21 protein-coding genes are annotated in these 22,667 nt (G+C 39.6%); 13 read left to right on the top strand and 8 right to left on the bottom strand.

The features are described 5' to 3' along the window. Nucleotides 1-6 precede the first annotated feature (6 nt). Complete coding sequence (locus CDW55_RS08015; protein ID WP_088469225.1) at nt 7-597, top strand: Crp/Fnr family transcriptional regulator; 591 nt, start codon at nt 7-9, stop codon at nt 595-597. Between the two features lie 42 nt (nt 598-639). Here the strand turns inward: CDW55_RS08015 and CDW55_RS08010 are convergent, their stop codons facing one another. The 3 genes from CDW55_RS08010 to CDW55_RS08000 all read right to left on the bottom strand — a co-directional run bounded on the left by CDW55_RS08010 (nt 640) and on the right by CDW55_RS08000 (nt 3,615). Next, nucleotides 640-1,506 (bottom strand): RNA polymerase sigma factor RpoD/SigA, encoded by an 867-nt coding sequence (locus CDW55_RS08010; protein WP_039354162.1) that lies wholly within the window; start codon nt 1,504-1,506, stop codon nt 640-642. A 142-nt stretch (nt 1,507-1,648) separates the two neighbouring features. After that, nucleotides 1,649-2,062 (bottom strand): DUF6157 family protein, encoded by a 414-nt coding sequence (locus tag CDW55_RS08005; protein ID WP_088469224.1) that lies wholly within the window; start codon nt 2,060-2,062, stop codon nt 1,649-1,651. Nucleotides 2,063-2,151: 89 nt separating this feature from the next. Then, nucleotides 2,152-3,615 carry a T9SS type A sorting domain-containing protein gene (locus CDW55_RS08000; protein ID WP_088469223.1) on the bottom strand — a complete coding sequence of 488 codons (1,464 nt, stop codon included), beginning with the start codon at nt 3,613-3,615 and terminating at the stop codon, nt 2,152-2,154. A 93-nt stretch (nt 3,616-3,708) separates the two neighbouring features. Between CDW55_RS08000 and CDW55_RS07995 the strand changes: the two genes are divergently transcribed. Continuing rightward, entirely contained in the window at nt 3,709-4,572 is an 864-nt protein-coding gene (locus CDW55_RS07995) for an aldo/keto reductase family oxidoreductase (RefSeq protein ID WP_088469222.1), read from the top strand. Nucleotides 4,573-4,713: 141 nt separating this feature from the next. Continuing rightward, the gene (locus CDW55_RS07990) at nt 4,714-5,058 is read left to right on the top strand and encodes an RNA recognition motif domain-containing protein (RefSeq protein WP_055043157.1); all 345 of its coding nucleotides are present in this window, start codon (nt 4,714-4,716) and stop codon (nt 5,056-5,058) included. A 70-nt stretch (nt 5,059-5,128) separates the two neighbouring features. On the opposite strand, the gene CDW55_RS07985 is transcribed toward CDW55_RS07990, so the two are convergent. Genes CDW55_RS07985 through CDW55_RS07975 form a run of 3 tightly spaced genes read right to left on the bottom strand, consistent with a single transcriptional unit; the run spans nt 5,129 to nt 8,008 of the window. After that, nucleotides 5,129-6,904 carry a DUF4153 domain-containing protein gene (locus CDW55_RS07985; protein WP_088469221.1) on the bottom strand — a complete coding sequence of 592 codons (1,776 nt, stop codon included), beginning with the start codon at nt 6,902-6,904 and terminating at the stop codon, nt 5,129-5,131. A gap of 23 nt (nt 6,905-6,927) precedes the next feature. After that, the gene (locus CDW55_RS07980) at nt 6,928-7,401 is read right to left on the bottom strand and encodes a BlaI/MecI/CopY family transcriptional regulator (RefSeq protein ID WP_088469220.1); all 474 of its coding nucleotides are present in this window, start codon (nt 7,399-7,401) and stop codon (nt 6,928-6,930) included. Nucleotides 7,402-7,405: 4 nt separating this feature from the next. Then, nucleotides 7,406-8,008, bottom strand: a complete 603-nt coding sequence (locus CDW55_RS07975; protein ID WP_088469219.1) for a phosphatase PAP2 family protein — start codon at nt 8,006-8,008, stop codon at nt 7,406-7,408. A 120-nt stretch (nt 8,009-8,128) separates the two neighbouring features. Between CDW55_RS07975 and pdhA the strand changes: the two genes are divergently transcribed. From pdhA to CDW55_RS07935, 8 genes are all read left to right on the top strand, one after another. Next, complete coding sequence (pdhA, locus tag CDW55_RS07970; RefSeq protein WP_088469218.1) at nt 8,129-9,133, top strand: pyruvate dehydrogenase (acetyl-transferring) E1 component subunit alpha; 1,005 nt, start codon at nt 8,129-8,131, stop codon at nt 9,131-9,133. Between the two features lie 77 nt (nt 9,134-9,210). Continuing rightward, nucleotides 9,211-10,863 carry a pyruvate dehydrogenase complex dihydrolipoamide acetyltransferase gene (locus CDW55_RS07965; protein ID WP_088469217.1) on the top strand — a complete coding sequence of 551 codons (1,653 nt, stop codon included), beginning with the start codon at nt 9,211-9,213 and terminating at the stop codon, nt 10,861-10,863. Between the two features lie 90 nt (nt 10,864-10,953). Continuing rightward, entirely contained in the window at nt 10,954-11,622 is a 669-nt protein-coding gene (locus CDW55_RS07960) for an ABC transporter ATP-binding protein (RefSeq protein WP_088469216.1), read from the top strand. Between the two features lie 72 nt (nt 11,623-11,694). Then, the gene (gene radC, locus CDW55_RS07955; protein WP_088469215.1) at nt 11,695-12,372 is read left to right on the top strand and encodes a RadC family protein; all 678 of its coding nucleotides are present in this window, start codon (nt 11,695-11,697) and stop codon (nt 12,370-12,372) included. Next, entirely contained in the window at nt 12,369-13,262 is an 894-nt protein-coding gene (locus tag CDW55_RS07950) for a hypothetical protein (protein ID WP_088469214.1), read from the top strand. The genes radC and CDW55_RS07950 overlap by 4 nt, the downstream gene beginning before the upstream one ends. 35 nt (nt 13,263-13,297) lie before the next feature. After that, nucleotides 13,298-13,807: a hypothetical protein gene (locus tag CDW55_RS07945; RefSeq protein ID WP_088469213.1), complete on the top strand. Its 510-nt coding sequence runs from the start codon at nt 13,298-13,300 to the stop codon at nt 13,805-13,807. Between the two features lie 9 nt (nt 13,808-13,816). Continuing rightward, complete coding sequence (locus tag CDW55_RS07940; RefSeq protein WP_088469212.1) at nt 13,817-14,428, top strand: inorganic pyrophosphatase; 612 nt, start codon at nt 13,817-13,819, stop codon at nt 14,426-14,428. 146 nt (nt 14,429-14,574) lie between these two features. After that, nucleotides 14,575-17,313, top strand: a complete 2,739-nt coding sequence (locus CDW55_RS07935; RefSeq protein WP_088469211.1) for a sodium-translocating pyrophosphatase — start codon at nt 14,575-14,577, stop codon at nt 17,311-17,313. Nucleotides 17,314-17,390: 77 nt separating this feature from the next. Here the strand turns inward: CDW55_RS07935 and CDW55_RS07930 are convergent, their stop codons facing one another. Next, the gene (locus CDW55_RS07930; RefSeq protein ID WP_088469210.1) at nt 17,391-18,293 is read right to left on the bottom strand and encodes a CorA family divalent cation transporter; all 903 of its coding nucleotides are present in this window, start codon (nt 18,291-18,293) and stop codon (nt 17,391-17,393) included. An 89-nt stretch (nt 18,294-18,382) separates the two neighbouring features. Between CDW55_RS07930 and CDW55_RS07925 the strand changes: the two genes are divergently transcribed. After that, entirely contained in the window at nt 18,383-19,405 is a 1,023-nt protein-coding gene (locus CDW55_RS07925) for a 3-oxoacyl-ACP synthase III family protein (RefSeq protein ID WP_088469209.1), read from the top strand. Between the two features lie 31 nt (nt 19,406-19,436). On the opposite strand, the gene CDW55_RS07920 is transcribed toward CDW55_RS07925, so the two are convergent. Beyond that, nucleotides 19,437-19,619, bottom strand: a complete 183-nt coding sequence (locus CDW55_RS07920; protein WP_088469208.1) for a hypothetical protein — start codon at nt 19,617-19,619, stop codon at nt 19,437-19,439. A gap of 200 nt (nt 19,620-19,819) precedes the next feature. Here CDW55_RS07920 and ppdK point away from each other — a divergent pair, with 200 nt between their 5' ends. After that, a complete protein-coding gene (gene ppdK / locus CDW55_RS07915) occupies nt 19,820-22,660 on the top strand; it encodes a pyruvate, phosphate dikinase (protein ID WP_088469207.1) in 2,841 nt (946 codons plus the stop codon). The last annotated feature ends 7 nt before the right edge of the window (nt 22,661-22,667 follow it).

Raw genomic sequence — 22,667 nt, 5'->3', positions numbered from 1 at the left:
ATTTCGATGGAAAATTTAGAATCTTATTTGTCCGAAATCTTAGAAATTCCGAGAAATGAAGTTACCCACTGCAGCAGTTTTTATGAAACGAAAAGTGTTGCAAAGAACGAATTTCTCCTGAAGGATGGTGAGGTGTGTAATGCTACTTATTTTGTGGAAAAAGGATTGCTCAGAATGTATTCCATTGATAAAAACGGAAAAGAACACATCATTCAGTTTGCCCCCGAAAAATGGTTGATTTCGGATAGAAGCTCGCTTTACTTCAATGAAAAATCGAACTATTATATAGAAGCCGTTGAGGAATCAGAAATATTGTTATTAAGAAACGATTTCTTTAAAAATATGGGTTTACATTTCCCGAAGACTGCTGAAAAAAACGATTTGCTTCTGCAAAAGCATATCCGGAATTTACAGAATCGGGTGAATTCACTTTTGGCGGAAACTGCCGAAGAACGTTATATGAATTTCATTAAAATGTATCCGGATATTTTGCTGCGTGTTCCGCAATGGATGGTAGCTTCTTATCTTGGCATCACGCCGGAAAGTTTAAGCCGGGTAAGAAAAGAGCTCGCGAGAAAGAATTTTCAGACTTCATAAAAAAAAGGAACTCGTTTGAGTTCCTTTTCAGTTTTATGTAAATTATTTACCGAGATAAGATTTCAGAATCTTGCTTCTGGTATTGTGTTTCAGTCTTTTAATGGCTTTTTCTTTAATCTGACGCACTCTTTCTCTTGTAAGATCGAAAGTTTCGCCAATTTCTTCTAAAGTCATTGGGTGTTTGCCATTCAGTCCGAAATACAAACGAACCAAATCGGCTTCTCTTGGGGTCAAAGTCTGCAGGGCTCTTTCAATTTCAATCTGTAGAGATTCAAGCATCAGATCTTTATCAGGACTTGGTGATTCACCGGAACGTAAAACATCGTATAAATTAGAATCTTCGCCTTCTACAAGCGGCGCATCCATCGACAGGTGTCTTCCGGAGTTTTTCATTGATTCTTTAATGTCGTCTTCGCTCATGTCCAAAACTTCCGCCAATTCTTCCGGAGAAGGTGGTCTTTCGTTTTCTTGCTCCAGGTGTGCGTAAGCTTTGTTGATTTTATTGATCGAACCAATTTTATTTAAAGGCAATCTTACAATTCTGGATTGTTCTGCCAAAGCCTGCAAAATCGATTGGCGAATCCACCAAACGGCATAAGAAATAAATTTAAAACCTCTGGTTTCATCATATCTTTTAGCAGCTTTCATCAAACCAAGATTCCCTTCGTTGATTAAATCGGGTAGGGAAAGTCCCTGGTTTTGGTATTGTTTCGAAACAGAAACCACGAAACGTAAGTTTGCTTTAATCAGTTTTTCAAGGGCAACTCTGTCGCCGGCACGAATTTTCTGTGCCAAATCCACCTCTTCGTCGGCAGTAATCAGATCCACTTTACCAATTTCCTGTAGATACTTGTCAAGCGATGCAGTTTCTCTGTTGGTAACCTGCTTTGTAATTTTTAATTGTCTCATGTATAAAAACCCGTCCACTTTTGGACTGCATTAGATTATACGACACGAGAGCGCAAAAGGTTACAAAATTGTTGAAAAAATAGTTTCTAAGATGTTTTTTTGGTGGTATTTGACGATTTTTAGGTCCCGCAGGATCAGGAAGCTATTTTCTCTTGTTACGCATGGCTTTTACCTTGGTTACAGCATCATCATTCACTAAGTTTTTGTAATCTTCACCTTCCATAGGAAAAATTGCCACTTTTCCTTCACTGTTGTGGTGAATCCCGTAACCGTATCTTTTTGCAAGTGCAGAAGACCGGAAACAAGCCTGACCTTTTGAAAAAAAATCTCTTCGCGCATCGGCTCTGTCTTTTAAGGAAATATCATTTTTCTCCGCGTAACATTCGAACATTACATCATCGGAAGTGAATTTATAAGGATGTTCCGTAATCATTGCAAACTGAATATTTGCTAAAGTTCTGTTGTGCTTTACAGGTGGAATTTCAGCTTTGGAAACCGGAATATCTTCCGATGTTTCGATAAATGTATTTTTATAGTTCGTAGTATGCAGTTTCATATTATTAAATCTTAAGAGGGTTAAATGTATAAAAAAAACTCATTCTGTAGGTAGCAGAATGAGTTCAAATAAATTAATTTGAGCGTCAATTATTTAATAATTAATTTATTAGATTGAATTTTTCCGTCGGAAATATACTGCAGAAGATAGATTCCACTTTTTGCTTTGACAGAAATAGTGTTTTTACCCTTTATTACAATTCCAGAATAAATTGCTCTTCCGGACATATCATTTATTACGATATTTCCTTCCTTAGCCGCATCGAAAGTGAATGTTCCGTTGCTTGGATTAGGATAGATGCTGCTTTTTAGCAGATTTGAATCATTTGTAGACATCGGCTGCGCACATAAATATGGAGTGTAATTTACGGTCCCTTTTGTAGAATCGTCTACACTGTGGAAAATTACACTTTCAACCATGGCATCATCAGATAATTCGTTTTCTCGCCAGCAGTTATTGGTTGCGCTGAGGGGATGTGGAGTATTGTTGTAGAGTGCATAGATCTGGCCACCGTTTCCATTATTATAGAAAACATTTTCGCCGATACTTCCTAAGCTTCCGCCGCCAAAATCAGCCTGAGCGGTCCCAATCACTGTGATTCCCCAAAGACTTCCCCGGATCTGATTTTTTTCTACTTTAATAGCCATTACCTGGCTTCCGCTTCCTGAAAGAGATATTCCGCTTCCTCCGTTTGCCGGAACCGGCTCTGTATTATTGTCTGTTAAAATGTTATTTGAAATTGACCCCGAAGAATTATTTCCTGCGACAGTAATTCCGTAACGGTTGTCTTTAATAGTATTGCCTTCAATCTGCGGATGATTTTCGACACCTAATAGAGTTGAAACAGAAACACCGCCAACTTTGGTTAAAGTTCGGTCGCCGATAATGGTGTTGTTAAGGATTTTGGTAATTCCGCTACCACTGGGACCCATATTAATTTGTGGACGGTTAGAGTTCAGTTTGGTGTTGGCGTATAAATAGTTTCCTGTAAATTCTAAGGCAACAGATTGGTTGGCACCTGAAGCTACTGCAGGAAGATCATTCTCAATGAACTGGGAATTTCTAACAATCGGGTTTCCGGTGGAAAAATTAAGGGATGCTCCCGTAACAAGGCCGGATTTAAAATACCTAACAATAGAGTTTTCCATTAAAAAATTTCCGGTTAAAGCCTGTATTCCGCCGCCATATTCAAAAGTGGTATTTTTAATGGTTACGGCAGCGGTAGATTCTAATCTGATGCCTTTGAAAACAACAGCGGGATCGGTCGCGGTAACTAAAATATTCCCTGCGTTGGTGTTATAAATCCCGGCAATTGTAAGTTGTTTGCCACCATCAATTTTTAGGGTGGTGTCTTCATTCATCAAAAGAGTGTCGCCGTTTGAAATGGTGATATCGGCTGTCATTTGATAAAAAGTACCGTTATTTACAAGAACTGCAGGCGCGGCGGCAGAAAGAGAAGCTAAATTGTACGTAATCCCAGTTCCTGGACTCACAAACTGAGAAAAAGCAAAAGTCGAAGACAGCGTTAAAAATAAAAAGGAGAGTTTTTTCATTATAAATAATTTTTATTCAAATTTAGAAATATTATGCTGAAAATAGTAGAATTTATTTATCAAAAATTTATTTTTGAATAAATATATAGTATTATGACATTTTCACCTATTATTATAGGAACCATGCGTTGGGGAATTTGGGGCGCAAATCATTCAGTTAAAAATGTGCAGCATTTAATTGAAGTTTCGCTTGAAGAAGATCTCTTTACTTTCGACCATGCAGATATTTATGGAAACTATACCACAGAAAAACTTTTTGGTGACGCATTCTCAGCGATGAAAATTAATAGGGAAGAAGTACAGTTCATTTCCAAATGTGGAATCGAAATGCCCTGTGAAAACCGAAATTTCAACATAAAATCATACAACTATTCTAAAAAACATATCGTAGATTCTGTTAATCAAAGTCTTAAAAATTTAAAAACCGATTATCTTGATCTTCTGCTTCTGCACCGTCCTTCACCATTAATGAATCCTGAGGAAATTGCTGAAATTTTCGATGTTTTACGCGAACAGAAGAAAGTTCGCCATTTCGGTGTTTCTAATTTTTCAGTTTCGCAATTTGAGCTTGTTAATGATGCTTTTCCTATCATTACGAACCAGATGGAGATTTCGCTAAATAAAACCGATGCATTTTATAACGGAACGCTGGATCAGATGCTTCTTAAAAAGCTCCGTCCTATGGCCTGGTCGGTAATGGGGAACTATTTTACGCAGCCTTCGGCACAGAATGCGAGGTTAAAGAAAGTTCTTGATGAACTCTGTATAAAATATGGCGCGAAAGAAAGTCAGATTCTGTTAGCTTTTTTACTTCTACATCCTGCCAGAATACTTCCGATAATCGGCACTTCAAAAGCACAGACAATCAAAGATTTAAAGAAATCTCTGGACTTGAAATTGGAACGGGAAGATTGGTTCAGACTTTTGCAGGCTTCTGAGGGGAAAGAGGTTGATTAAAAGATTATTAAAAAAATTGTTTAATTCAATTTAATTTGTAACTTGCACCCGTTTTTATATCCGAAATCAATCTTTGTTCATCAATTGTTGAGTTTCTTTTATAATTTCAACAAAGTATTAATTTTTTTAATTTTTTTTATGATGAACATTTTTGTTTCAAACATCAATTACTCTACAAGAGAAGAGTCATTGCAGGACCTTTTTTCAGAATTTGGCGAAGTATCTTCCGCTAAAATTATTACAGACAGAGAAACCGGTAGATCCAGAGGATTCGGTTTCGTAGAAATGGGCGACGAAGACGGTAAAAACGCTATCGAAGCTTTAAACGGAAAAGAATTGGACGGTAAAGAACTTAACGTTTCTGAGGCTAAGCCAAGAGAAGACAAACCAAGAAGAAGTTTCGACAATAACCGTGGAGGCGGTTACGGTGGAGGAAACCGTGGCGGTGGTTACGGTGGAGGAAATCGTGGCGGTTCAAACTGGTAAGATTTGTATTCAAAATAATAAAGCGGCTTAAAAGCCGCTTTTTTTGTATCGTATATTAGAGGGGAGAAATTTATCTTGTGCGGATTAATATATACGCATCACTGAAATAAATATTTTCTCTCCCAAAATTTTCACGGATGAGATTGTCGAAAATGATTTTGATATGATATTTTCCCAAATCATGCTCCAGTGTTATATCTGGAACAGAAACACGCCCGGTTCTGTTGCTGTATTTTGCCATCAATGCTTTTATTTCCCTACTTGCATCCCAGTTTTCGCTGTTGTTTACGGTAATAACTAAAAGTTTTTCTTTTTGTTGGCTGCGTATCTTAAAAACATCCTGCCCAACAGTTAAACCTTCAGTATCCCGAAAATTGCCAACCCTCGCAAAAAAATCATAATCCTGTACAAACATTAGCTTATTTTCTGCTATAAGTTCGAAATTTTCTCCAAAAGAGTTTTTGGTTTTGTCAACATTCGAAAATGCAGACCGAACCTGACTTTGTATTCCGTATAAATCCCCTTTATTAGTCTTATTGGTTATAATTTTTTGATGTTTTAGATTCATATAGTTCAAAACAAATTCTTTCTCATCACGTTTTACCAAAAACCCAATTTTATTGGAAATTTCATCTGCAACGGTGTCTGAAACTTTTACACTGAAATCAATTTTACCGTTTTTAACTAAGCTATTTTGATTAAGGATATTTTTAAGTTCCGTTTTCTGACTTCTTTTCGCTACAGAAAATGTATTGAGATAGGGGCAAACCAGCGCAAATAATCCAATCGCAAAAAGACTAATCGGGACAAATTTAATCGTCGCTTTTGGTGTAAAAATAAAATAGAAAACAATCAAAGTAAGCCAAATCGCCAGCAACAGTACAAAATATCGTGGTTCGGTATATCCGTATTCTAAAATCCGGGTGAAAATTGCGGTGAAAAGCAAAACAAGAAGCGGAATCAGCGTGAAATAAAATATTTTCGAAAATATTTTTACCCAGGAAGTTGTTGATTCATGTTTTAAAGGATGTACAAGCAATAAAGCCAAAATCCCGACAACCGAATAAGCTAAAATTAAATACGATACCCAACCCCTTGGAAGCTCCCAGTTGATCAGGATTTTAGCCGAATATAAATAAAGAATTACTGCATAAATAAGTAAAAGCGGAATTAAAATGTATTGTGTGAAAAATTTGAGAATTACCGGATATGTTCCGTTTTTTTCCAAAGCGGAAAGTCCTTTTTCATTAAACAGAAGAAAAATAAAACTGCTGCCGAAAATGGAAAGAAAATAAAAAGTTTCCAGATAATAGCGTTCATTGAAATTAAAGCTGAAAAGTTGATCGATAGCCAGAATCGCCAGTTCTACACCACCCGTTAAAACACCGGTAAAAACACCGGTAAGAAATACATTGATGAATAAATTCTTGTTATACTGCCAGAAATTCACCTCCTTTTCTTTTCCGAAAAATGCAATAAAAGATACCAAAAGATGCGAAAGAATAAAAGCAGGTACGATTAAAAAAGCATAACGCTCCGTAAAATATTTTTCCTCTTGTGGAAGCAGAAAATAGAAAAATACTAAGAACAAAACACCGGAAATCTCCAGTAAAGTTTGCTTCCCAATCCTTTGCGAAAGCATTTTTAATGCGAACATGAGTGAAATTCCGAGACAGGAAACCAGCGCAAATTTTATAAAAACAAAAAAATGAGGATTTGAATTAAAATTGACGTGCGCAAAACACATCAGCGATAATGAACCCAAAAAAGACATGAGCAAAACCATCGGATAACGCCGAAGAATATCATCGGTTTTCCCGAAAATTTCATTAATTTTTTTTAACATCGTTTTCTTGGTGTGGTGTACGGTTATTTTTTCTTCTTCTTCTCCTTCTTTTTCTCCTTTTTCTTAGGTTTTTTATCCGAAGTAATTTCTTTCACAAATTCTTTCACAGGATCTTTCTTTTCCGGATCAGCCGTAACTTCAGAAGTAATGTTTCCTATAAAATTTTTTAATTGCGAAGTGGTAATAAGTTGTTGATCATGAAGATATTTCACCAGCTCCTCTCCGGAATTATTGAAATAATTATTAATAAAATTGCCGAGAACGAAATTCCGGTAATTCACATAGGGTATGGCCACTGTATATTTAAAAATCCGACCTTGCTTTTCCGTGGTGAGAAATTCTTTTTCAACCAGAATTTTCATAAAAGTTGAAATGGTATTCTGGTGCGGTTTCGGTTCCGGATAAGCGTCCATTACGTCTTTCATGTATGCAGAATTAAGCTTCCATAAAATGTTCATTAATAGTTCTTCGGAATGGGTAAGCGGGTGTATTTTCATATATTTACTGCTGAAGTTGGATATTGGTATAAAGATAAATAAAAGAAACCAGAATTGCGATGGCGGCACCGGTAACGACCTCCTTGGCGGTGTGTCTTTTAAGAATTACTCTCGTGATGCCCACTAAGATGGCTATTACTGCCCAAATTATTCCTAACATCGCACTTTCAGCAAAAAAAAGTGCAGCCACAAAAACATTAAAAGCGGTATGCATGGAACTTTTTATAAAATAATTGCTGATTTGTAGTATAAGAAGTAAAACCATGAGCAATATCATCAGCAGATCAGGGGTTCCGGTAGTAGTGTAATCATAGATAAGATAAACCCCAATACAGGCTGAAATAAAGAAGTAAAGGCTCTTTCTCTGGTTTCGGTTCGATACATCTAAATTGGTGTAATTTCCCTTTTTTACATTCCACACAATCCAGATCACAATCGGCAGAATCGTTAAGAGTAGTATCGGCATAAAGGTTTTCAGCGCTGCTTTTGGCGCAAAATCTTGCGAGCTGATATAAATAAAAAAAATAATCAAAGAAGTCAGCGGATTAAAGAAATTCGAAATGAATTTTGAAACTCCGATAACAGTCGGCGGGTAGGTTTTTAACATACTTAAAATTATGCTTTCAAAAATAAGTTTTTTTTTAAATGAAGTATGATAAATTTCTCCTCTTATGCTATCAATAAAGACAAAGTTTTTTAGTATTTTTGCGACATATTTCGATTAAACATGAAAGAATTTTCAAAAGAAGTGTATCTTCAATGGTACGAAGAAATGACGATGTGGAGAAGGTTTGAAGACAAATGCCGATCTCTCTACCTTAAACAGAAAATCCGTGGGTTTTTGCATTTGTACAACGGGCAGGAAGCAATTCCCGCTGGTTTTGCCCATGCAATGGATCTTACCAAAGACAGTATGATCACCGCCTACAGATGCCACATTCACCCAATGGCAATGGGAGTTGATCCGAAAAGGATTATGGCAGAACTTTGCGGTAAAGCTACCGGAACTTCAGGCGGAATGGGTGGTTCTATGCACATCTTCAGCAAAGAAAAAAGATTTTATGGCGGCCACGGAATTGTGGGAGGCCAAATCCCTTTGGGAGCTGGAATCGCGTTCGCGGACAAGTATTTTGAAACCGGTGGGGTAAATATCTGTTTCTTCGGAGACGGTGCTGCACGCCAGGGCTCACTGCACGAAACCTTTAATATGGCAATGAACTGGAAACTTCCTGTAGTTTTCGTTGTGGAAAATAACCAGTACGCAATGGGAACTTCAGTGAAAAGAACAGCCAATCACGAAGATATTTATAAACTGGGTCTGGGTTACGAAATGCCATGCCTTCCGGTAGACGCGATGGATCCTGAAAAAGTGGCGGAAGCTGCTTACGAAGCCATCGAAAGAGCAAGAAGAGGCGACGGACCAACATTTATCGAAGCAAGAACTTACCGTTACAGAGGCCACTCAATGTCTGATGCAGAGCCATACAGAACAAAAGAGGAGGTTGCAGAACATAAAAAAGAAGATCCAATAGAAATCGTAAAACAAAGAATCCTGGATAACAACTGGGCTACTGAAGACGAACTGAATGTTTTGGATGAAAAGTCCAGAGAGTTCGTTGAAGAATGCGTTGAATTTATGGAGCAGTCACCGTATCCAACTGCTGACAAAGTTTACGAATATGTTTACGCTCAAGAAGATTATCCATTCCTTGACAAATTAGAAAATAACTGATAATTAAATTTGAAATCCGAAGCTGGAGACTGCAAAATCTCCTGCTTCGGCTTTTTTAATCTCAAATAAGAAAAATTATGGCTGAAGTGATTACAATGCCGCGTCTTTCCGATACAATGACGGACGGGAAAGTAGCCAAATGGCACAAAAAAGTTGGCGATGCTGTGAAAGAGGGCGATATCCTTGCAGAAATTGAAACCGACAAAGCCGTTCAGGATTTTGAATCAGAAGTTAACGGAACTCTTTTATACGTTGGGACAGAAGAAGGAGGATCGTCTCCGGTAGATGCTGTATTGGCAATTATCGGGAAAGAAGGTGAAGATATTTCTGCGCTCAAAGGTGGAAATACTGCCGGAACTACTCCTCAAGAAGCAGCAGGAATTCCCGAAGAAAATAAAACCGAACAGAATATTACCGATGTAGAAACCACAAAACCTGTTGAGAAAGAAGAAGGAACTGCTTCTGCAGAAATCCCTGCCGGTGTTGAAGTGATTACAATGCCGCGTCTTTCTGATACCATGACTGAAGGTAAAGTTGCCAAATGGCATAAGAACGTAGGGGATGATGTAAAAGAAGGAGATATTCTTGCAGAAATTGAAACCGACAAAGCCGTTCAGGATTTTGAATCTGAATTTAAAGGAACTTTACTTTATGCAGCGGTGGAAGAAGGAGGTGCAAGTCCGGTAGATACAGTGCTTGCCATCATTGGTCCGGCAGGAACAGATGTTTCCGGAATTATTTCCGACGGCGCAAAAAAAGCAGAAAATAAACCACAGACTTTTGAAGTAAAAACAGAAACTTCAAATACAGAAACAGCTTCAACTCCTGTTGCAGCTTCTATGGGCGAGCGCGTGGCAATTTCTCCTTTAGCTAAAAAAATGGCTGAAGAAAAAGGAATCGATGTTCATGCTTTGAAAGGAAGTGGTGAAAACGGTAGAATCGTGAAAAAAGATATCGAAAGTTTCACTCCATCAGCTCAGCCTGCGGCCGCAACTCCTGCTGCTAAAGTTGAAGCAAAACCTGCACAGCCTGCAATGAGCTTTGTTCAGGGTGAAGATTCAGAAACACCGAATTCTCAGGTAAGAAATATCATCGCGAAAAGACTTTCTGAAAGTAAATTTACCGCGCCACACTATTATCTGATTGTTGAAATCAACATGGATAAAGCGATTGAAGCACGTAAAGAAATCAATTCATTGCCGGATACCAAAATTTCATTCAATGATATGGTGATTAAAGCAACTGCGATGGCCTTAAGAAAACACCCACAAGTGAATTCAACATGGCATGCCGATAAAATTGTTCACCACGGTAACATCAACGTTGGCGTTGCAGTAGCGATTCCGGACGGGTTAGTAGTTCCTGTACTGAAAAATGCAGACCAGATGAATTACAACCAGATCTCTGCAGCGGTGAAAGATATGGCCGGAAGAGCAAAATCTAAAGGATTGAAAGCCAACGAAATGGAAGGGTCAACATTCTCGGTTTCTAATTTAGGAATGTTTGGTATTGAAACTTTCACATCGATTATCAACCAGCCGAATTCAGCAATTCTTTCGGTAGGAGCGATTGTTGAAAAACCAATTGTGAAAGACGGACAGATTGTCGTAGGAAACACCATGAAACTTTCTCTTGCATGCGACCACCGCGTGGTTGACGGTGCTACCGGAGCACAGTTTTTACAGACTTTAAGAACGTATTTGGAACAGCCGTTAACGTTGCTGCTCTAAATTTAAACTCATAGTATGAAATCCTTCCAAAGAATTTTTTGGAAGGATTTTTATTGACATATTAAAATCATTTTCCCTATTTTTGAAACCATGATAAAAGCAAGCAATATTCATAAGTCATACGGTGATTTGGAAGTTCTTAAAGGCGTTGATGTTCACATTCGGGAAGGCGAAGTAGTATCGATTGTTGGGGAGTCTGGCGCCGGAAAATCTACACTGTTGCAGATTTTGGGAACTTTGGATACACCCACGAATCCTTCAGGTTTCAACACCCAGATCGCCCTGGCCGGAAAATCCTTTATTGAAATGACCGACAGGCAGCTTTCGAAATTCAGAAACGAGAATATTGGTTTTGTTTTTCAGTTTCATCAGCTATTACCCGAATTTACCGCCCTCGAAAATGTGCTGCTTCCCACAAGGATTTCAGGAAAAAACGAAAAAGAATCCCTCGAAAAAGCCTATTCGCTTTTCGAAGATCTGAATGTTGCGCACCGCCTTCATCACAAACCCAACGAAATGTCGGGTGGTGAAGCACAGAGAACAGCCGTAGCCCGAGCGTTAATTAATTCCCCAAAAATTATTTTCGCCGATGAACCAACCGGTAATTTAGATTCCAAAAACGCGGATGATCTGCACCAGCTGTTTTTTGATCTCAGAGATAAATATAACCAGACTTTTGTAATTGTAACTCACAATACCCATCTTGCAGACACTACAGACCGAAAACTCGTAATGAAAGACGGGCAGATTATCTATTAGCCTTTCATTTTATTCTGTAAAATTTGCTAACTTTAAAAACTAGTTACTCATACTTCTTAAAATTAATCGAGTATGTCCATCAAATTTTTGGCTGAAGACGACAGACCCAGAGAAAAGTTTCTGCTGAAAGGCAAAAATTCGCTCTCTGATGCCGAACTTCTGGCGATCATCATGGGCAGCGGAAACCGCGAAGATTCGGCGGTGGAACTGGGTAGAAAAATTCTGCACTCAGTAGGAAACAATTGGCATAACTTATCGCTGCTTTCCCTCTCGGATCTAATGAAATTTAAAGGTGTGGGCGAAGCAAAGGCAATTTCTATTGCAGCAGCCCTGGAAATAGGTCGAAGGCGTGCCGCCCAGGAAGTCCCTGAAAAAATTCAGATCCGCGAAAGTAAAGACATTTATAAAGTCCTGCAGCCTTATCTTTCAGATCTTCAGACGGAAGAATTTTGGGCAATATTTCTAAATCAGAACAACCGGATTGTGGGAAAAGCCAGATTATCTTCTGGAGGAATAAACCAATCTGTTGTAGATGTGCGCATTCTGTTCAAGAACTGCCTGGAACATCTTGCTACGGCAATTGCAATTGCTCATAACCATCCCTCAGGTAATTTGAAACCCAGTCAGGAAGATCTGCGAATCACCAAGCAGATTGCAGATGCCGGAAAAATTCTTAACATCCAGCTTCTGGACCATTTAATTATTTCACAGAACGCTTATTTCAGTTTTGCCGACGAAAATATATTATGATTAGATTGGTAAAGTATAGCGATATCGATTTTGCTAAGTATAATGATTGCCTGATAAATGCTGCACAGTATAAATGTTATGCGGAACGCACCTATCTTGATATTACCGCAAAAAAAAAATGGGATTTACTGGTTTATAATGATTACGATGCCGTAATGCCTTTGCCCTACATAAAAAAAATGGGCATGAAGTTTATCGTAAATCCCAAACTCTGTCAGCAACTCGGTGTTTTTTCAAATTCAGACTCATTAGAAATTAATGATCAGTTTTTGGAATTTTTAGAGAAAAAATTTAGAATCTGGTATTATGCATTTAATGATAAGAATTCTTTCAGCAGATCTTTAGTTCACAGAAAAAATTTTTTAATCCCCAAAGATTTGTATGCCAACATTTACAAAAGATATTCTCCTAAAAGAAAAAGGAAACTGAGATTGGATCAGGAAGTTGCGGAAAACGCTTTGGCGATAGAAGATATCGACTTTTCAGATGCTGCTTCTTTTGTTAAGGAAAATATGTTGGGTGTTGACAAGCAGAAAGATCTTACAGAGTTTTTAAGGATCTTTGAGGAGTTTCACAGGATAGATTCACTTAAATTTTATGGTTTCATGTATCATTCAAAACTTGTGAATTTAATTGCTGTTCACCTGTCCGGTTCCTCAGCCACACTTTTGGGAACATTTAACGATAAAAACTTTGTAAAACTTTCGGGTGCATCGGTTTTAATCGACCAGGCGATTAAAAATTACTCTGAAAACAGGATTTTTGATTTTGAAGGCAGCGAAATTCCCGCAGTTGAAGAGTTTTTCAGAGGTTTCAGGCCAGAATTGCACCCTTATCCAGTCATTCAGAACTCCAGAAAAGATTTAGTGATAAACTTCTTCAGGAAGTAGCAAATAATTAGTAATTTTGCAGCCTAATATTCTCTATGATCGATTCGCCCTATTTTCCTTACGCATTTGCGTTTTTAATGGCATTGCCCTTTCTGGTTTTCATCAGACAGTTCGTGTTCAGCTACATTAAACTCAAGAATCAGGAAATTAAATTATTAACGGTAAAAGGAAATTCGGAGCAGCGCGTGCATGCTTACGAAAGGCTTACTTTGTTTCTGGAACGCCTGAAACCGGCAAATCTGGTGACAAAATTCGACAAAAGTTTAGCGCCGCACGAATATGTGTTCCTTATTGAAAAAACCATTAACGAAGAATTCGATTATAATGCCTCGCAACAGCTATATCTTACCAAAAATACCTGGAAAAATATCGTAAACTGCAAAAATAATGTTCTCCGTTTAATACATACGACCTACGAAAATCTCAGCGAGAATGCGACGCTGGATGAGTTTAAAACCGTTTTTTTGATGAATTATATGAACGAAAAAGATTTCATTGCAGAAAGTATTGAAGAATTAAGAAAAGAAAACCTAATTGTAAATTAAAATAAATAAATGATACCAAATTTTAAAGCACATCCTTGGCACGGGATTTCAGCAGGAGCAGAGGTACCTAATGTTGTAAATGTTTTTGTGGAAATTGTACCGAGTGATACCATTAAATATGAAATCGACAAGCAGAGTGGTTACCTGAAAGTTGACCGTCCGCAGCAGTTCTCCAACATTATTCCTGCACTGTACGGATTTATCCCGAGAACGTATTGTCATGATGAAGTCCTTAAACTGGCGATTGAAAGTGGCGCAGATGATGTAGAAACCGGTGACCTCGACCCGCTGGATATCTGTGTACTGAGTTCACACAACATCCACGCCGGCGGAATGCTGATGGAGGCAATCCCAATCGGTGGATTCAAGATGATCGATAAAGGCGAAGCTGATGATAAAATCGTTGCAGTGATGAAAGGAGATCATGCGTTTGGGCATTTCCGGGATATTACAGAATTACCACAGGCAGAAGTAAAGCGGCTGATGCACTATTTCTTAACGTATAAAAATCTTCCGGATGAAGCTGCAAAATGTAGAATTCAGGAGGTGTACGGTGCAGATCATGCCAGAAATGTAATTAAAGCTTCACAAAAAGATTATGCAAACAAGTTTGGCGGCTAAGACCCTCTAAATTCCAATAAAATAACGAGACAGGTGTGTGTACATCTGTCTTTTTTTATTTTTAACTTTAGTTACGATTTTCAAATAAATTGTGTATTTTCGGTTTATGTTTTATTTAATAAAATGTTAACATCAAAAAATAACCTATGAATTTATTTATTTTAGTACCCATCTTTGGTATTATTGCTTTAATCTACACTTTTATCCAGAGTAACTGGGTAAGTAAACAGAATGCAGGTAACGACAGGATGAAGGAAATTAGTGGGCACATTGCCGATGGCGCAATGGCGTTCCTTAAAGCAGAATACAAAATCATGATGTATTTCGTGGTTATTGTTGCTATTTTGCTCGCTTTGATGGGAGCTGGTAATGCCAATTCGCACTGGAGCATTGGTCTTGCATTTATATTCGGAGCAGTGCTTTCTGCTCTGGCTGGATTTATCGGAATGAAAATCGCCACCAAATCCAACGTAAGAACTGCAGAAGCAGCGAAAACATCACTCTCAAAAGCCCTAAAAGTATCTTTCACCGGAGGCTCTGTAATGGGGATGGGTGTTGCCGGTTTAGCAGTTTTAGGATTGGGCGCCTTATATTTAATCATCAAGCAGATTTTTGCACCAGATGCAGCCGCTAATACCCATGAAATGGAAAAAGCGATCGAAATCCTTACCGGTTTCTCTCTGGGTGCCGAATCCATCGCGCTCTTTGCAAGAGTAGGTGGCGGAATTTATACCAAAGCTGCCGATGTGGGTGCTGATTTAGTAGGTAAAGTAGAAGCCGGAATTCCGGAAGATGATCCAAGAAACCCTGCAACAATCGCAGACAATGTGGGGGATAATGTAGGTGATGTTGCCGGGATGGGAGCCGATTTATTCGGTTCTTATGTAGCAACTGTTTTAGCCACCATGGTTTTGGGTAACGAAACCGTGTCTCCGGATCTTTTCGGAGGATTCGCACCAATCTTATTACCAATGCTGATTGCCGGAATCGGAATTATTTTCTCAATGGTCGGAACTTTATTCGTAAAAATCAGTGAATCGGCAGAATTAGATACCGCTCCCGTACAGAACGCTTTAAACATGGGCAACTGGGGGAGTATTGTATTAACCGCTGTTGCATCTTATTTCCTTGTAAATTATCTTTTACCTGAAACCATGACATTAAGAGGCCACGAGTTCACCAAAATGGGTGTTTTCGGAGCGATTATCGTAGGTCTTGTAGTGGGAACTTTAATGAGTATCATAACTGAGTATTACACCGCGATGGGTAAAAGACCCGTAAAAAGCATCGTAAAACAGTCTTCCACAGGACATGCAACCAACATCATTGGTGGTCTTGCTGTAGGGATGGAATCTACTCTTTTACCTATCCTGGTTTTAGCGGGCGGTATTTACGGATCTTATCTTTGTGCTGGATTATACGGAGTGGCAATTGCCGCCGCCGGAATGATGGCAACAACGGCAATGCAGCTTGCGATTGACGCTTTTGGACCGATTGCCGATAACGCTGGTGGAATTGCAGAAATGAGCGAATTACCGAAAGAAGTTCGTGAAAAAACAGATATTTTAGATGCGGTAGGGAATACCACAGCAGCAACAGGAAAAGGTTTTGCTATCGCTTCAGCGGCTCTAACAGCGCTTGCTTTGTTTGCAGCCTTTGTAGGTATTGCAGGGATTGACGGAATTGATATTTACAGAGCCGATGTCTTGGCAGGTTTATTCGTGGGTGCTATGATTCCGTTTATCTTTTCTTCTTCGGCAATAAAAGCCGTGGGAGAAGCAGCAATGGCGATGGTAGAAGAAGTTCGCCGTCAGTTCCGCGAGATTCCTGGAATTCTCGAAGGTAAAGCAACCCCGGAATACGAAAAATGCGTAGCCATTTCTACAGACGCATCAATCAAAAAAATGTTGTTACCTGGCGCAATCGCTTTGGTTTCTCCGCTTTTGGTAGGATTTATTTTCGGTCCTGAGGTTTTGGGTGGTTTCCTTGCGGGAGCTACCGTTTCAGGTGTATTGATGGGAATGTTCCAGAATAATGCCGGAGGTGCCTGGGATAACGCAAAGAAATCCTTCGAAAAAGGAGTGGATATTAACGGTAAAACCTTCTATAAAGGTTCTGACCCGCACAAAGCTTCCGTAACAGGAGATACTGTTGGTGATCCTTTCAAAGATACTTCAGGGCCTTCAATGAATATCCTGATCAAATTAATGTCGATTGTTTCTTTGGTTATTGCACCAACTTTAGCCATTATGCATAAAGATAAAATTGAAAATAACAGAAAAGAAAAGCTGGAATCGCTCAATAAAATGATGGGAATAACCACCGTCGCGACAGAAACGCCGGGTATGGATGCCGGAACTTCTGCTACACCACAGGAAGTTAGCGGAGGATTAAATGCTGATGGTGATTATGTATATGACACAGGAAATGTTCAGGAAGTGAAATTAACCGATAAATCCATCTTAATGGGTCAGAACAGTCAAATCTATGCGCTGTATAACGGCATTAAGCTTAAAGATCAGGCTTTATTGGATCCGAACACATGGTTCACCATCGAAAATCTTCATTTCCAAAGCGGAAGCAGCGATTTGAAGCCGGGTTCTGAAGCCCAGTTGACCAACCTTGCGGAAATCCTGAATGCTTATCCCAATGTTAGAGTTAAACTTGGAGGTTATACAGATAATACAGGTAATTCAGATACCAACATGAAACTCTCCAGCCTTCGCGCACAGACTGCCAGATTGAAATTACTCGAATTGGGAATTGCTGGCGACAGGGTGGAAGCCGAAGGTTACGGACCGCTGTTCCCGGTTTGCGAGGCTAATGATACCGATGAGTGTAAAGCACAGAACAGAAGAATTGATGTAAGAGTCCTGAGCTTCTAAAAAATCATTTTTAAAAATAAATCCCGACTGTAAAAAGCCGGGATTTTTATTTTATATGTACTTCGATTTCTAAAAACCTACCACCTCTTTCTTCTTACGTAAATAAAAGTGAGCAGCGTAATAAAGGCCATTAATCCCAACGTCATAAAATACCCCAAAGGCTGGTGAAGTTCCGGCATGTTGTCGAAATTCATTCCGTAGATTCCTGCGATAAACGTAATCGGGAAGAAATACATGGAATAAATAGCCAGCACTTTCATAACCTGGTTTGCCTTCTGGTCGCTCATGGCCAGAAACATTGATATAAGGTTCGTAACTTGGGCATTCAGATGCTCAAAATCGGCGATTACATCTTTGTGTTTGTCTTTCAGGTCGCTTATTTCCGTATCACTCAACTTTAGGGTTTTAAATTTATCAATCCAGTCCGCAGAAATATTCAGGATTCTGGCATTCAGACCCGATTTTCTTTTCAGTTTATAAAGTCTGCGGATTTGGTTGGAATGGTTGGTCGTCTTCAGAAATATTTCATTTTCAATATTGTCCATCGTTTCCAAAAGGTTCTGCGATTCTTCATCGAAAGATTTCATCACTTTTAGAGCCAGTTTCAGCGCAATGGTATCGGTACTGATGCTTTCATACTCCGGAAGGAGAATTTCTTTTTTAAATTCATAAACACTTCTGTTTTTCATCCGGTGAACGGTGATAATAATGTGTTGGAACATGAAAATTCCCAGTTTCGTAGAAATATCGCTGATGGTATTAAGGTTCGTGCGCTCCAGTTCAGTGTTTTCGCGCATCAGAAAAAATTTCACGCCATTGTCCTGCTCAAATTTCGGCAGGTGGTTTGGATCAATTGTATCCTCCAGAAGCAGCGTATTGATATTATATCTTTCATGGAGAAAATTAAGATCCTCCAGAGTTGGAGCTTCCACATCAATCCATTCGCAGTGCTCCTTACGGTAAATTATTTCTATAGGCATTCAACAAATTTAATGATTATTTTCAGTTGGTATTAAAGATTCCCGATTCCTTAAATAAAAATTATATTTGTATAAATTTTTTAATCGTCATGACGAAAAGCATTATCAAAGGAATAGGACATTATGTACCTGAAAACATCGTAACAAACGACGACCTCTCGAAACTGATGACCACCAGTGACGAGTGGATTACAGAACGCACAGGCATCAAAGAACGCCACCACCGAAAAAACCGTAACGATGCCGATGAGACTACGGCATTTTTAGCTTTCAAAGCTTCAGAAAAAGCCTTAAAAATGGCCGGACTCACTGCAAAAGACATCGATTATATAGTTTTTGCTACACTGTCACCGGATTATTATTTCCCTGGCTGTGGGGTTTTGCTTCAGGAAATGCTGGGCTGCAACACCGTTGGAGCGTTGGATGTAAGAAACCAGTGTTCGGGGTTTGTATATGCGATGAGCGTGGCCAATGCTTTTATTAAGTCGAAAACTTATAAAAATATACTTGTGGTGGGTGCGGAAGTGCATTCTTTCGGGCTCGATTTTTCTGATGCCGGAAGAGGAGTTTCTGTAATTTTTGGAGACGGGGCAGGTGCCGTAATTCTTTCTGCTTCTGAAGAAAATTCTGCTGGTGATATCTTAGCGGTAAATATGCATTCCGAAGGGAAGTATGCGGATGAACTCTGCACCAAATTTCCGGGATCCAAATACGGCTGGAGCGACCGGATGCGCCTGGAACCCGAAAATGTAACCGATGCTGAAGTTTATCCGGTAATGAACGGAAATTTCGTTTTTAAACACGCAGTAACGAGATTCCCGGAAACCATGATGGAGGCTCTGGAATCTGCCGGTAAAACGGTGGATGATCTGGATATGTTTATTCCGCACCAGGCCAACCTGCGCATCGCACAGTTTGTACAGAATAAAATGGGTCTTCCGGATAATAAGGTGTTCAATAATATTCAGAAATACGGCAATACCACCGCTGCATCAATTCCTATTGCGCTGAGCGAAGCGATAGAGCAGGGTAAAGTAAAAAAAGGAGATTTGGTACTCCTCTCCGCATTTGGTAGCGGATTTACCTGGGGTTCCGTACTCTTTAATTACTAAAGTTATAAAATGCGTCAACTGACGCATTTTTTTATTCTGTTTTGAGGGAATCCTCCTTTTGGGTTTCATTTTCAAATGCTGCGGAATCCACTCCGGCATTTCTTCGTTCCTCTACGCTGTGTGAGTCTTTATATTCTTCCCGTTTTTCTTCTTTCTGGGCACAGCTTGCAAATGATAAAGTTCCCAAAATAGCGACTGCAAATAAAGTTTTCATAATTTTATTTTTAATATTCTGGTTTTCGTGGGTACAAAAATGATGCAATTCTTTTTTCTTTTCATGAATTAAATGAATTTGGTGTGGATATGAAATTTGTCAATATTGATAATTGTCACACTGATATCTGGTTTTTAACTTCAGGTTCTGCGTAAATTTACTTGTATTTTTTAAAGGAAATAATTAAAAATTAACATATTATGACTACCAAAGCCAAAGCAGAACAGCAAGTGTACTCCGTAGACGGAGGAAAAGCAAACGGGAAACAATCAGTGAAAAATCCCATTGCAGAAAACGGTGTCAGCAAAATTAAAGACAAGTATGTTTATTCCTTCGGAGGCGGAAAAGCAGACGGTAACGAATCGATGAAAAACCTTCTCGGAGGTAAAGGTGCGAACCTTGCTGAAATGGCGGGGCACAAAGATCTTAAACTGCCGGTTCCTCCAGGATTCACGGTAACCACCGAAGTGTGTACTTATTTTTATAACCACAACAGAACATATCCTGCCCATCTCGAAAAACAGATAAAAAATGCCCTTGCAGAGGTTGAAAAACTTATGGGCAAAAAATTTGGGGACGTAAAAGATCCTTTACTCATGTCCGTACGTTCCGGAGCCAGAAGATCAATGCCCGGAATGATGGATACCGTCCTTAATATCGGTCTGAATGACGAAACCGTGAAAGGTTTAATTGAAGTGACCGGCGACGAAAGATTTGCTTACGATGCATACAGAAGACTCGTAATGATGTATGCCGATGTAGTGATTGAAAAAGCAGGCGGTATGGAACCTGCTAAAGGCAAAGGAATCCGTAAGATTATGGATGAAAGGTTAGGCGACCTTAAAAAAGAAAGAGGGGTAGAACTCGACACCGAAATCTCTGCGGCAGACCTTAAAAAACTTGTAAAAGAATTCAAAGCCTTAACTAAAAAATACCTTAAAGTTGAATTCCCTGAAGATCCATGGGATCAGTTGATGGGCGGAGTAGGCGCTGTATTTGCTTCCTGGAACGGTAAACGAGCTATCGAATACCGAAAAATTGAGAGAATCCCTGATGATTGGGGAACTGCGGTAAATGTACAGGCGATGGTTTTCGGAAACATGGGCGATAATAGCTGTACCGGTGTAGCCTTTACCAGAAATCCCGGAAACGGCGACAACCATTTCTATGGTGAATATTTAGTGAATGCACAGGGTGAAGACGTGGTTGCGGGAATCCGTACTCCGGCACCAATTAACAACGCTTCTAAAAATGATCATTCAAAAGATCTTAAAACTTTAGAAAAATTAATGCCTGCGCAGTATAAAGAACTCAATGAAATCCAAAAACGTCTGGAAAAACATTACGGAGACATGCAGGATATTGAATTTACCATCGAGAAAGGAACGCTGTATATGCTCCAGTGCCGCGTAGGTAAACGTAACGGGGTAGCAGCAGTGAAAATGGCTGCCGACATGTACAGAGAAAAACTTATTGATGCGGATACTGCGGTAATGCGCGTAGGTCCAAATCAGTTGATCGAATTGCTTTTACCGATGATTGATCCCGAAGAAGAGAAGAAAAACAAACCGATTGCAAAAGGTCTTCCTGCCGGCCCCGGTGGTGCTACAGGACGAGTGGTCTTTTCCTCAGAAGAAGCAGTGGAATGGGGACTTAAAGGCGAAAAAGTAATTCTCGTACGGGAAGAAACCTCTCCTGAAGATGTCGATGGCATGCACAAATCCCAGGCGATTCTTACAACAAAAGGCGGTATGACTTCTCATGCAGCTTTAGTAGCCCGAGGTTGGGGTAAGTGCTGTATCGTAGGTTGTTCAGACATTGAAATTCACGAAAAAGAAAAATATTTTGTAACCAATACGGGAAAAAAAGTTCACGAAGGCGAATGGCTTACCCTGAACGGAACCACCGGTCTGGCTTACGAGGGTGTGCTGCAGCTTTCAAATACCGATCTTAACCAGAACGCATCGTACAAAGTTCTGATGACGCTGGTGGATAAAGCTAAAAAATTAGGCGTTAGAACCAATGCAGATACACCAAAAGATGCACAGCAGGCATCGTATTTCGGTGCTGAAGGAATTGGCCTCTTCCGCACAGAGCATATGTTTTACGGGGAAGGAAGCGAAAAACCTTTATTCCTCCTCAGAAAAATGATTATGAGTACCACAGTGGCAGAAAGAAAAACTGCACTCGATGAACTCTTCAAATTTGTGAAAAAAGACATCAAAGCCACTTTGGAAGTGATGAACGGAAATCCCGTAACCATCCGTCTGTTAGATCCACCTTTACACGAATTCGTTCCTCACGACAAAGAAAAATTACAGGAACTGAGCCGCGAACTTGGCGTACGAATGAGTGTGCTGAACCGCAGAATCCTGGCACTTCACGAAAACAACCCGATGCTGGGCCACCGTGGAGTACGTTTGGGAGTTTCTTATCCGGAAATTACCGAGATGCAGGTTCGCGCGATCCTGGAATCGGCAGCTGAACTTCAGAAAGAAGGTAAAAAAGCCTACCCTGAAATTATGATTCCTGTGGTAATGGGACGTCACGAATTGCGTCACCAGAAAGAAATTGTCGACAGGGTTTATGATGAAGTTTGCAAACACATGGGTGTAAAAGAAATCAATTTCCTTTACGGAACTATGATCGAAACGCCACGTGCCGCACTGAAAGGGGATTCCCTGGCTACAGTAGCAGATTTCTTCAGTTTCGGAACCAATGATCTTACCCAGATGTCTTTCGGATTCTCCAGGGATGATATCGGCGGATTCTTGCCAAAATATCTTGATCTGAAACTGCTTCCTGAAGATCCGTTTGTATCCATCGACCAAAGCGGTGTTGGGGAACTCATTAAAATCGGAGTGGATAAAGCAAGATCCGTGAAACCTAAACTTAAAGTCGGAATCTGTGGCGAACATGGCGGTGACCCCGAATCGGTGAAATTCTGCCATAGACTGGGTCTGGATTATGTGAGCTGCTCACCGTTCCGCGTACCGATTGCAAGATTGGCAGCCGCGCAGGCAGCGATTGAAACAAAATAAGCTTTGC

The sequence above is a fragment of the Chryseobacterium sp. VAUSW3 genome, from assembly GCF_002205795.1.
Taxonomy (GTDB): Bacteria; Bacteroidota; Bacteroidia; order Flavobacteriales; family Weeksellaceae; genus Kaistella; species Kaistella yananensis.
Note: the sequence above shows the minus strand (reverse complement) of the source record. Positions and strands in the feature narration are given on the sequence as shown.